This window comes from Thiothrix litoralis (genome assembly GCF_017901135.1).
GTDB classification, from domain to species: domain Bacteria; phylum Pseudomonadota; class Gammaproteobacteria; order Thiotrichales; family Thiotrichaceae; genus Thiothrix; species Thiothrix litoralis.
In genome coordinates this window covers 223,599-236,615 of the sequence record NZ_CP072801.1, presented here as the reverse complement: position 1 = coordinate 236,615, position 13,017 = coordinate 223,599, and the positions used below count along the sequence as shown (strand labels likewise).

Annotated in this window: 7 protein-coding genes; 2 read left to right on the top strand and 5 right to left on the bottom strand. The window is 54.0% G+C overall.

Annotation, left to right across the window (positions count from 1 at the left end):
• The first annotated feature begins 92 nt into the window (after positions 1–92).
• The gene (locus tag J9253_RS01190) at positions 93–848 is read left to right on the top strand and encodes a DUF481 domain-containing protein (protein WP_210222936.1); all 756 of its coding nucleotides are present in this window, start codon (positions 93–95) and stop codon (positions 846–848) included.
• A 21-nt stretch (positions 849–869) separates the two neighbouring features.
• Positions 870–1,058 (top strand): hypothetical protein, encoded by a 189-nt coding sequence (locus tag J9253_RS01185; protein ID WP_210222935.1) that lies wholly within the window; start codon positions 870–872, stop codon positions 1,056–1,058.
• Positions 1,059–1,186: 128 nt separating this feature from the next.
• Here the strand turns inward: J9253_RS01185 and J9253_RS01180 are convergent, their stop codons facing one another.
• The 5 genes from J9253_RS01180 to J9253_RS01160 form a co-directional block, all read right to left on the bottom strand.
• Entirely contained in the window at positions 1,187–1,954 is a 768-nt protein-coding gene (locus J9253_RS01180) for a thioesterase II family protein (protein WP_210222934.1), read from the bottom strand.
• The gene (locus J9253_RS01175; RefSeq protein WP_210222933.1) at positions 1,944–2,810 is read right to left on the bottom strand and encodes an ABC transporter six-transmembrane domain-containing protein; all 867 of its coding nucleotides are present in this window, start codon (positions 2,808–2,810) and stop codon (positions 1,944–1,946) included. Before J9253_RS01175 ends, J9253_RS01180 begins: the two co-directional genes overlap by 11 nt.
• Positions 2,797–5,049 carry a heavy metal translocating P-type ATPase gene (locus J9253_RS01170; protein WP_210222932.1) on the bottom strand — a complete coding sequence of 751 codons (2,253 nt, stop codon included), beginning with the start codon at positions 5,047–5,049 and terminating at the stop codon, positions 2,797–2,799. The genes J9253_RS01175 and J9253_RS01170 overlap by 14 nt, the downstream gene beginning before the upstream one ends.
• A gap of 123 nt (positions 5,050–5,172) precedes the next feature.
• Positions 5,173–9,837, bottom strand: a complete 4,665-nt coding sequence (locus J9253_RS01165; RefSeq protein ID WP_210222931.1) for a non-ribosomal peptide synthetase — start codon at positions 9,835–9,837, stop codon at positions 5,173–5,175.
• The gene (locus J9253_RS01160) at positions 9,834–13,016 is read right to left on the bottom strand and encodes a non-ribosomal peptide synthetase (RefSeq protein WP_210222930.1); all 3,183 of its coding nucleotides are present in this window, start codon (positions 13,014–13,016) and stop codon (positions 9,834–9,836) included. The genes J9253_RS01165 and J9253_RS01160 overlap by 4 nt, the downstream gene beginning before the upstream one ends.
• Position 13,017 lies beyond the last annotated feature (1 nt).

The window sequence follows — 13,017 nt, the reverse complement described above, 5'->3', positions numbered from 1 at the left end:
AGAGAAATGTTAAGAAATGTTACGTCTGGTTCAAAAGCTATCAGGTTCATGCCAACATCACGTTACCCTAAGATAGTTACAAGGTTGACATTATGCGTATGACAGCATCCTTCCATTTCCTTACCACAGGCTTATTGGCGGTTACGCTGTCAGTAACAACATCGCTACAAGCAGCGGAAACAGATAAAGCCATCGAACCGGCAGATAACGGCTGGAAAGGCGCACTCGAACTCGGCATTAGCAATACGACGGGTAACGTTGAAACCAAAAGTGCTAATGTGGGTCTCCAGCTTAACCGTGAAACCTTGCCATGGCGTTACCGTGTTGCTGCCAAAGCCAGTAGTATGGATGCACTAGGTACGCGCGTTTCAGAAGACTACCTTCTCGACCTGCAAGCGGATTATGTCCTGCCCAATAAAAACTACTGGTTTGGCTATGCGGGGTACGATTCCAATAAGTTTGCCTCTATTGACTCACGTTATGTCGAAATTTTTGGCTATGGCATGAATGTAGTCGATACCCCCAAACAGAAATTAGACATGGAACTGGGTCTGGGTGGACGCCAAAGCACTTTCACCGGCACATTAGGTGATGAAAAGGGTGCAATTGGACACATAGGGGTAGAATACAGCCTACAGTTAACCGACAACACCAAGTTTACCGAAAATCTCGTCGTCCAACCCGGTTCAGCCAATACATTCACCATGTCTGATACGGCACTGGAAGTTGGTATGAGTAAAAACACCTCACTCAAGCTCGGTTACAGTTACACCAACAACAGCGACGTCTTTCCCGGCATTAAAAAAACGGATGCCACGACCAGCGCTAACATTGTTATCGGTTTCTAACCCATCAGAGGATAAGCCTTCATGACCACGGTAAATCTTGCCGCTGATACTCAGCACGTTGAAAACACCCTGCAAGACTGGTATGAAGCCATCCATCGCCACGACCTGCAAACGGCTGCTGACTTACTGACAGCCGACTTCCTGATCGTAGAACACACCGAAGTGCTGGACAAAACACAATGGCGATATAGCATGGGCTACCCTGCGTAATGGCGAGGGGTGGACGCCCAATGATGGTGAACCACCACTGGAGCTGGAAGATGACAACGCCCATAAGTGAACGCCACGTTGGTAATACTTTAGAGTTGGTTGCCATCCACTTCCGGTTACTACGGTAGCTATTCACCCTTCAGGGCGTTTTGTAAACGCCTGCTAATATCCGTCATCTGCTCATGCAGGAAAAAATGCCCCCCCGGATAGACCACTTGCTCAAAAACCTCACTGGTCTGCTTGTGCCAACCTGCCATATATTCAGGGGTAACAAATGTGTCATCCGCCCCCGTGAAAGCCGTCAATGGACACGGCAAGGGCATAGCATCCCGATACTGGTAAGTCTCATGCAAGGTAAAATCCGCCCTCACAATCGGTAGCAGCAACTCCCGCAAATCGGCATTGGCCAGTACTGCCTCTGGTGTACCACCGTAGTGACGCAATCTAGCAATGAGATCGGCCTCCAACAATTGGCTCATCGGCGGATTCGGATTAGGCAAATCCGGTGCACGAAAAGCTGACACAAACAGATGCTGCGGCAAGGGCAGACCCTGCTGGCGTAATCCCCGGCACACCTCAAAAGCCACCAATGCCCCCAAGCTATGCCCAAAAAACACAAACGGCTGGTCCAGCAACGGCAAAATGGCCTGTAATAACTGCTCCACCAGCAACGGTACCTCGGTGATGCACGTTTCCCGCAAGCGACTTTCCCGCCCCGGCAATTGCACCCCCAGAAAATCCACCGTTGTGCCTCGCTCACGCCATGCTTTTGCCCAAGGAAAATACGCCAGCGAACCTGCGCCGGAATAAGGAAACATCAATACCCGCGCCTGCCCCTGTTGCGGTAAGCGGTAATCCGTCAACCAAGGCGCTAAAATTATGGTGTCATTGCGCATCTGTACCTATCCCCTCGCGAATTCGCCGCAAAATATCCTTCACCCGTGAAATGGATTGCATCAGGGTCGGCAAATGGTCAAGACTTCCCTGAAAATTCCAGAAATACGTAATGATGGAGAACACAGTTCCCGCTTCAATGCCTGGTGTTTGCGTCGTGAACGTAAACACGTAAATGGTCACCACGACCACAAACAGTTCGACAATTCCCCCAGTCCCCGCTTCAATATCCGAGGTTTTGATCCGTAAGAAACGCGTAAAGCGAAAATGTTGTTCCAGCCGTAATAGCGAGCCTTGGTTAATCACTTGAGCCTGACGCTCCAGATTATTGTTAATGCTGCGATTAAGACGCTGGATGGGTCGCCACAGCGAGCCATTCAAGGCCAACACCGGAATCAGCATCAGGGTGGCCGCCAGTGCGATATGCCAATCAAACAACATCAACATAATCAGCGAGCCGATGAAGGTAATCACCATCGAAAATACATCGGGGATGTCACGTTCCATAAAATCGACCACTTCACGAATCAGCATGGAGCGAGCCACCAGTTTGCTGGTCGCCATCCCCATCGCGCGTTGCTGCTGAATAACTTTCGGAACAACCGCAGTATAAATCCCCATAAAAACCCGCGTGTCATACATCTTGCGCCCGACCGTCATGCCAGCCAATACCATCCACAAGCCAACAAACAATCCTAAGGACGTGTATTCATGTACGAGCAAACCATTAATCGCCTCCCCGATTGCCAAAGGCACGAGCAAGGCCAGCAACTGTGTGCCCAGACTCAGCGCGTAGGTCAAGCCCAGTTTCCCCCGGTTTGCTTTCAATAAACCCGTTAATAGATTATGGTTGTGCAAGCGTTGTTGTTCCTTTTTCTGGCAATAGCTTAGTCAATAAACGGCGTGTCGAATCAGGTTGGTGCTGTTTTTCCAGCAAAGGCCGACTCGCGATTCCCACCCCCAAAAGCATCTGGAGTGCCGCCAACACTTCCACCAGCAAGAAACCACCGTGGAAGAACAAGACCCCGCCAACACTGACCAGACTCAAGCCCGCCGCCGTGTTGAAGTTTTTGTTAATATTGTCATCCAGCGCGTGCGACAAGTCCATCAGGGTAATGAATTGCTGAAGATCCGCATCCATCAACACCACCTGTGCCGTATCGGTTGCCGCTGTGGTTGCGCCACTCAAAGAAACTGACACATCCGCCTGTTTCAACGCAATCGCATCGTTAATACCATCGCCGATGAAACACACATTGCGCCCTTCCGCTTGCAACTGCTTGACCAAATCCGCCTTGCGTTCCGGCAAGGTATTGGCAAAATAGCCATCAATACCCAACTCGTTCGCCAGTGCTTTGGTGGGCAATTCGCTGTCACCAGAAATGATGTACAGTTTCAGGCCGCGCTCGTGCAAACTGCGCACAATGTCGGCAGCTTCCGGGCGCGTCGTCGCTTTTAACTCCAGAATACCGGCTAACTCACCATCCACTGCCACGTACACCAAGGAATGCCCGTTGGCACTGCAAGTCGCTTCCAACGCCTGCATTTCATGGGAAATGGCAATGTTTTCCGTATCCATGAAACGGTGACTACCCACCGCCACCCATTCGCCTTGCAGCTTGACCTTAATGCCGAAACCGATTTCGTACTGAGCCTCATCAATCCCCGGCAGCGCCAATTGGCGTTCATTCGCGGCGGCAATAATCGCCTGTGCCACCGGATGTACCTGACGGTGTTCAGCCGCCGCCGCCAACCGCAAGACCTCATCAGCACTGCGCTCACCACAGGCGTGAACATTCACCACATGCGGCTGCTCAATGGTCAGCGTTCCTGTCTTGTCAAACACCACCGTGTCAATTTTTTTCAGACGTTCGAGCGAGTCGCCGTTTTTGACCAGAATCCGATGTTTGGAAGCTACATTGAGGAAATTCAGCATGGTCAGCAGCCGCAACCACACCATATTCAGTGTGAAGTTAGACCCCAACACCGCCGTTGCCCCGGCTGTCCCCGCCAATGGCAAGCTGACCGCACCCAGACCCAGCATCGGCCACAGAGTACGGTCGGCAATCTTCATGGCACGCGCTTCCATCGACAACTGGAACTCGGTGCTGCGGTTGAGGATTTCGCCGATTTGCGCCGCACTGGTTTCTTCACCCGTTTTTTCCACCTGCACGAAAATACGCCCGCCCAGCACGATGGTGGAAGCCAATACCGTATCCCCCACGCCTTTATCCACCGGCTGCGATTCACCCGTGAGCATGTGTTGGTCAATCGAGGCAATCCCTTCCACGATCACACCATCCACCGGAATGGTATGCCCCACATCCAGCACCAGCACATCACCTGCCTGCAACTCGGCGAAGGGGATTTCTATTTCCGAACCTTCCAGCAACACCCACACCGAACGCGGTTGTTGCTGGAAGATATTGACCAGTTCATAGCGCGATACATCCTCGCAAACTACCATCACCTTTTGCGTAAGACTGCCGAGGATCGCACCCAGCATCCCCACCACGTAAAAGCCGCCTAACCACATTCCGGCGAAATACACCGCCATCAGGTGCGCGGTACTCAAACGACGCTCCTTGACGGCAATTTCATACGCCACCTTGAAAATGGGCAATGACAGGTATAAACCTGCGCCAATAATCAGCGGTGCAACCCACGGCAAACCAGCAACCGCACCCATCCCCAACACACCCAAGGAGACTCCCCCCAGCAACATCTGCCGGTTGATGGCTTTCTCTTCGGGGGATAAACACAGCTCGCGCCCGGCGGATAGTTCGCTCAGGTATTGATCACGCGCCCGACCCGCCAAACGCGGGTCAATGTGTCGCTTGACCCACACTTGGTAATCGTTATCCCACTTTTCTAGCGAGGTACCTGTGCTCACCAACCATTTGCCCAAGATAGGTGACTGATTGGCAACAGCCGCTGTGAAACGTTCGCCAAAAGTGCGAGTATCCTCTTCCAGTGGCTTGCCATTGAGGACTTCGACCAAACGGCGTTTTTTGAAACGTTTACGGTTACTCGCGGTGGAACTGACGCCGATGAAGGCCGCCCCACCCACAAATACACCAACAGCGATAGGAATCATGGGGTTATCCTTGGTACGGAGGTATTATTGATCATATTGGATTGCTTAGCCGCCCTCGGAGTAGCGTAACGGCGACGCCCTTGCGGCCAAAAGACATGCGACGCACCACTGATCGCAGCCAGTTCACGAAACATACTTTACCCCCTGCCGTTTGTCCCCCAGCGTGCCAACGGGTGGCAAGGGCAAATACCCTTGTTGCGCCAGCCATGCAAAATACGCCGCCAAACTCGCTTGCCCCACGACCGGGCAAGTCATCCCCGAATCCGCCAAACCCGCGAGCGTATTACGCCCATCAAACAGAATATGTTCCGGTTCACGCTCAAAATCGTAATGGGTAAACAGCGATAACAACGGGTGTAAACCGATTTCCGGGTCATCCTTGGCACGGCGCAACAATTCAGTTTGCCACTGTTTCGGCGGCAATAAACGAATGTTGTAACCCAAACCCAGCAACGCCTTGTAACCCAGATTGGCACGGGTATTCTGTCGATTCCCCACATGGAACGTTTTGCCCAGCAAATGCCGCTGCGATGACAGGTACACAATGGCTTGGCAGGCATAATCGGCGGGTACGAAATTATCCTCACCCAGCGGACTATCCAACCCTATACCCAGTTGCACGGCGGTCAGGATGGCACGGTAGAAATTATCCTTCACCAAAGTAAAACCACCCTGCGCCAACATCCCGGCAACGCCACTGACCCGGTGGATGGTGACAGGCAAGCCACGTTGCCCTGCCAGACTCACGATCTTGTCCGCCACCCATTTGGTTTCGACGTAACCATTTTCCAGCAACTCCGGCGAACCGAGGTCAGCATCCTCGTACATCTCGGTGACTTCCGGGGCAAATACCGACAGGCTGGAAATGAAGTGCAACGGCTTAGTACGGTAATGGCAGGCCAAGCGGATAGCCTCTTGTGTCCCCCCCACATTCGCTGCTTTCAATACTGAATACGGGTAAACATGGTTAACCCATGCGCCATTGTGGTAGATCACGTCTATCTGCTGCGCCAGCAAGGCAAAATCATCCAGTGTCAAACCAAAGCGCGGCAGCCCCAAATCACCCAGCACGGGGATCAAACGTGGGCGATAGGCTTCCTGCCACAAGCCGTGCGCCGCCAACGACTGTTGTAAACGTTGCAAACCCGCTGCTTCATCGTTTGCCCGCACCAGACAATAAAGCTGTGCCGGAGTCTGTTGCAGCAATTCATGCAGTAAAAATGCCCCGACAAAGCCGGTTGCCCCAGTCAGGAACACGGTTTGCAACGTCTCCTTTTCCACCCTGAAATCAGCGGTGGCAGGCACGATGTCATCGTCCAGCCATACTTCCGCCTGGAAATCGACGGCCTTCACCGTTCCCGCCAAACCTGCGCGGGCATGATCAATGTGCTCGGCAAACGCCGCTAACGTGGGGAAATCAAACAGGCTACGCACCGGCAAATCCACATGGAATGCTTGCGATACCGAATGCAGCAAATGGGTAATCAGCAAGGAATGCCCACCGAGATCAAAGAAACTATCGAATGCGCCTACTGCATTAACTTGCAACAATTCCTGCCAAATCCCCGCCACCGTTATGTCGGTCGGGGTACGCAGTGCGACATGGGCGGTATCTGCCTGTATTGCTGGTTCTGGCAAGGCACGGCTGTTCAACTTACCGCTGGGGGATAAGGGCATAGCATCCAATAGTACAAAGGCGCTAGGAACCATGTAATCCGGCAAATGCTGCTGCACAAACTCGCGCAGTTCGCGGCGCAGGTATTGCGCCTGTTCTGCCAGCGTGCCCGTCAACAAGGCTTGTAACTCAGCAAATGCGGGGTGTGGAATGACCTCGGCTTTTGAACACGCCACCACATACGCCACCAGATACTTGTGCCCTGAGGCTTTGTCTTTTGCCAGTACCACGGCTTCCTGTACCGCCGGGTGTTGCTGTAACACCGCTGCAATTTCCCCTAACTCGATGCGGAAACCACGAATTTTCACCTGTTCGTCAATCCGCCCCAGAAATTCGATAGTGCCATCCGGCAAATAGCGCACCAAATCGCCCGTTTTGTACAAACGGCTGCCAGCCTCTGCTACGAACGGATTGGCAATGAAAGTTTCCGCCGTCAAATCGTCACGGTGCAAATAACCGCGAGCCAGTGCAATGCCACCGATATGCAATTCACCCGGCACACCCACAGGAACGGGTTGCCGGTGGCGATCAAGAATATAGGTTTGTGTATCCGGCAAAGGTCGCCCGATCAGTACACTGTCGGTCAGCCCAACCTTGGTATCCTGCCCAGTGTACAGCGTCGCGGTAATCGTCGTTTCGGTCGGGCCGTAACCGCAGTACACAGGGACACGTCCGCCGGTGTGTTGTTGCCAGCGTTTCAGCCGTGCTTTTAATACCTTGTCGCTGCCTGCCACCACCAACCGCACACTCTCCGGCACCGCATGATTCGCCAGTTGTACGACCCATTCATGCCAGTACGGCGCAGGCAGGTTAAGGATGCTGACCTGTTCCTGCCCGACAAACCTCACCAGTTCCGCCACCGACTGGGTGCAATCTCGCGGCGCAACGACCACGCAACCACCGCGTAACCACGTCGGAAACATCTCTTCCGCCGCCACATCAAAACTGAACGCCGCAAACTGCAACACCCGATCTTGGGGGTTTAAGGTGTAGCTATCCGCCAATGCCAGCGCCCGGTTGACCAAGGCGCGGTGCGGAATCATCACGCCCTTGGGTAGCCCCGTAGAACCAGAGGTATAAATCACATAGGCCAAATGCTCCGCATCCACAGCCGTATAGGGTTCAGGGCAATCCAGCGAGGTAGCAGCCAGCTCAAGCGGATCCAAACACAGCACTTGCAAATCATGGTATTGGGTAAAACGTTGCGCCAACGGGCTTTGCGTCAGCAAGACCTTGACCTTGGCGTGATCCAGCATGTAGCTGATGCGTTCTGGCGGATAATTCGGGTCGAGCGGCAGATAAGCAGCCCCGGCTTTCAATACGCCCAACACGGCAATACTGGTTTCCAGTGAACGCTCGACACAGACTCCGATCAAGTCATCCGGCTGTACGCCCTGTTGCAGCAAGGTAAACGCCAGAGCATTCGCCTGAGCATTCAGTTCTCGATAGCTGAGCGACTGCCCGGTACAGAGGACGGCAGGTGCATCGGGGGTTTGTGCGGCTTGCTGGGCAAACAATTCGTGCAAACACACCTCACGCGGGTAAGCCGTCGCGGTAGCATTCCAGTCATGCAAGACAAGCTGTTGTTCTGCGGCTGTCAGCAAGGGTAATGCCGCCACGGCTAGCTGCGGATTATCCACCACACCCGTCAGCAACACTTGCCAATGCGCCACCATGCGCTTAATGGTGCTCGTATCAAACAGCGCGGTGGCGTATTCCCATACCCCCACCAACCCATCCGGGGTTTCCTGCAAGGATAAGGTCAGGTCGAAAGCCGATACATCACTCGGCGCAGGCAACAGGGAGGCCGTCAAACCGAGCAATTGCAAAGTTTCCGCACGGGTATTCTGTAAGACCAGCATGACCTGGAACAGCGGCGAATGGCTGGTGGTACGTTCCGGGTGCAAAGTTTCCACCAGCACATCAAAGGGCAAATCCTGATGCTGGTAAGCATCCAGCGTGGTTTTGCGCACCTGTGCCAGCAATTCCCTGAACGTTGGGTTGCCTTCCAAGCGGGTACGCAACACCAGTGTATTGATGAAACAGCCAATCAAGCCTTCGGTTTCCAGCCGGTTGCGGTTGGCAATCGGTGAACCCAGCAGGATGTCATCTTGCCCCGAATACCGCGCCAGCAATACCGCAAACGCAGCCTGTAACACCATGAACAGGGTGGTATCGGTTTGCATCGCCAGCGTTTTGAGTTGTGCAACTAACCCTTCTGGCAACATCGCCTCGTAGACCGCGCCTTTGGAACGTTGCTGTGGAGGACGGGCGCGATCCGCCGCCAAATTCAGTAAGGCGGGCGCATCCGCCAGTTGTTGCTGCCAGTAATCCAATTGCCGGGCGTAGTCACCTTGCTGCATGGCCTGACGCTGCCAGTGGGCAAAATCAGCATACTGGATCGGCAAAGTAGGCAAAGCAGGTGTTTGCCCTTGCACATCAGCGGTATACAACGTTGCCAGTTCGGACACCAACACATCCAATGACCAACCATCGGCAATAATGTGATGCAGGTTCAGCACCAGCAAGTGTTCTTGCGCCGCCACCCGCAACAAGGTTGCCTGTAATAACGGTTCACGTTCCAGCGTAAACGGGTAATCAATCAGCCGCCGGACATGCGCATCAAGCTGTTCAGAGGAAGCACCGTCCACTGCCAATAATCCCAATGTCAGCGTCAGGGTCGGCAAAATCTTTTGCACCAATGTGCCGTCACGCTCGACGAAGACCGTGCGCAGATTTTCATGGCGGGTAATGATCTGGTTCAGGCTGGTTTCCAACGCAGCAAACGCTAACGCCCCCTGCAAACGCCAGATACAGGGAATGTTGTAGACCTGTTTCTGGTCAGCCAACTGGTGTAACAACCACAAACGTTGCTGGGAAAATGATAGCGGCAAGGGTTGGTTTCGTGTTACCACTGGAATAATTGCCGCAGCGGCTGGGGCTTGTAACGGCTGCAAATACGCCATGATCTCGGCCTTGCGGGCAGACAATTCACGGCGTAAGGCATCCGTCAACACGCCTTTGGCGGCTTTGACACCCAGCTTGTCACCTTCCAAGCGGAATTTGATACCTAAGGCTTGGACTTCATCCAGCAATGCCTGAACCGTTTTCAAAGCTGTTCCAGCTCCTCGCCATCCAACCCATCGGCGTCATCCAGCATCAATGCCTGCGTGCGTAGCAAGGTGTCGATCTGCACTGCCAGCCCAGCCACTGTCGGGTGTTCAAACAGGTAATGAAATGGCACATCCAGCCCAAAGGCTTGGCTTAAGCGTGAAATCACCTGCGTTACCAGCAACGAATGTCCGCCAAGCGCAAAGAAACTGTCGTGGATACCAACAGCTTCCAGCCCTAACACTTCTTGCCAACTCTCGGCAATCTGCTGTTCGGTCGGAGTAGAAGGCAAAGCTTGCGCAGCTAATGTTGCTGAACCCCACGTTGGCACGGGCAAGGCCTTGCGGTCGAGTTTACCACTCGGCATCAGCGGGAAAGCCTCCAGCACCATCACAGCGGCAGGAACCATATAATCCGGCAGCTTTTCCTGCAAGAAATGGCTCACACTCACCTCAAGGTTGGCACTATCAGCACTTTTCGGCACAACGTAAGCTACCAAGCGTTTGTCGCCCAGATACGCTTCCTGCACCCCCACTGCGCCTTCTTTCACCGCCGAATGCTGGTTGAGTAGCGACTCGATTTCACCCGGCTCGATACGGAAACCGCGAATCTTGATTTGGGTATCGGCACGCCCCAGAAATGCCAAATTGCCGTCTTCTCGCCAGTACGCCAGATCACCTGTGCGATACAACAGCCCTTCCCCAAACGGGTTAGGCAGAAAACGTTCGGCGGTCAATTCAGGGCGGTTCACATACCCCTGTGCCAAACAATTACCCGCTACATACAGTTCGCCCGGAATACCCCGTGCGACTGGCTCACCCTGCCGATCCAGCAAGTACAGACGGGTATTAGCAATCGGCTTGCCAATTGGCGGCAAAGCAGGCCATTGTTCCACCTCGCCTTGCAAGGTATAAGCCGTCACCACATGGGTTTCGGTGGGGCCATAATGGTTGTGTAAAGCGCAAGCAGTACCTTTGAACCACGCTGCCAGCGCATCCGTCAGGCGCAATTGTTCGCCAGCCGTCACCACATCACGTAAGGATGACGGCATCCCGCCCATGGCCACGTCAGCCAATTGCTGTAACGCCACAAACGGCAGGAATAAACGTTCCACCTGCTGGGTCTCAAGGAAACGCAATAAGGCGGCAGCATCGCGGCGCAATTCCTCAGGAACCAACACCAGCGTGCCACCACTGCACAAGGTCGTGAAAATTTCCTGAAACGACACATCAAAGCTGATCGGCGAAAATTGCAAGGTGCGGGCAGCTTGCCCCAAACGTGCATCCGCTTGCTGCCACTGCGTCAAATTGAGCATGGCACGGTGCGGCATCCCCACGCCTTTGGGTTGCCCGGTCGACCCGGAGGTATACAGGCAATACGCCAAATGCTGCGGCTGTGTCTGGCAAGGCAGGTTGTCGCTGGGTAAAGTCGCCAACACATCCCACCCGGTAAAAACCTGCATCCCCGCCGTAACGGGCAATTGCGCCTGCAACGCCGGGGTGGTCAACAGTAGTGTTACCCCACTATGGTCCAGCATGTAGTGCAAACGCTCGGCGGGGTAAGCAGGGTCAAGCGGCAAACACGCACCACCGGCTTTCAAAATACCCAATACACTGATCACCAGTGGCGGGGAACGTGGCAGGCAAATGGCAACCGGCCTATCCGGCTGGATACCCTGCCCGCGCAAATACACCGCTAACTGGTTAGCTTGCGCATTCAATGCCTGATAACTGAATGCCTGACCCTCATATTCGAGTGCTAGCGTTGCTGGAGTACGTGCCACCTGTGCTTCAAACAGCTCATGGATGCCACCCGCCGGTGGGAAAGCCTGTGCTGTTGCCGTGAGGTTTTCCAGCACATCCTGTTGTTCCGCTGCCGTCAGTAAGGGTAAATCCTGTACCCGTGTATCGGTATCCACCACCATGCCCGCCAGCAAGGTTTGCAAATGCCCTAACAGCCGGGTAATCAGTACCGGAGCAAAGCGGGTTGCATCAAAATGCACATGCAGTTCCATAACCCCGCGCAGCATGGCGACAAAACTCAACGGATACGGCACACGTTCCACCGCGTTCATTGCCTTGATCAGCCCCAAGGATTCCCAATCGGCTTGTAGCGGGTAATTTTCGTAGGCAAAAATGCTTGCAAACAGCGGTGAACCACGCGGTACATCACTCCAGCCCTGAATATCCATCAAGGAACAATGCGCATATTGCTCACAGTCAAGTTGTTGTTGCTGAAGGGTTTGCAACCACGTCAACAACCTAGCATTCTGTGCAAGCTTGATGCGCACAGGCACGGTATTGGTGAACATGCCCACCATTGCCTCTACCCCCGGCAGGGTTGCAGGCCGCCCGGATACAATCCCACCGAATACCACATCATCACCCGCGCCGTAACGTGCCAGCAACACTGCCCACGCGCCTTGCAGCAAGGTATTCAAGGTCAAGCGGTGTTGTTGGGCAAAGGTACGCAACTGTTGCGTCTGCTCAGGTGACAGCAGCAAGTGTTGCGTCTGGTAAGCGGCTTGACCGGTAGCGGTCGGTTTGCTGGCGCCTAGCGGAGTTGTTTCAGTAAATCCACCCAACTGTTCGCGCCAAAAGTGCTCTGCTTGCGCCATGTCCTGCTGTTGCAGCCAGTCGATGTAATCCACGAATGGGCGGGGCATAGGCAAAGCCAACGGTTTGCCCGTCACTTCTGCCTGATAAAAGCTCAGCACTTCATTCAGCAGAATCGGGTAACTCCAACCGTCATTGATCAAGTGGTGGACTGTCCACACAAAGCGGCAAGTTTCATTATCTGAGCGGATCAGGGTGCAGCGAAACAAGGGGGCTTCATCCAGCGCAAACGGCTGTTTCAGGTCAGCTTCCTGCCAAGTCGCCCACTGGGTAACCTCAGCATGACCGCGCCAATCGTGTTCTTCCCACGGTAACGCCACGTCACGCAATACTACCTGCACCGGCTTATCGAGGTCTTGCCAATAGAACGCCGAGCGCAATACCGCATGGCGACCTAAAACAGCTTGCCAAGCGCGTTGCCAAGCAGCGCCATTCAACTGCGCCGCATCCAGCGTGAGAATGAATTGGATGGTGTACGCATCGGTATCCGGTTTGCTCAGGGTTTCGATCAGCAAACCCTGTTGTAACGGCGTCAGTTCGTAGATGTTTTCCAGATTGTCCTGCATG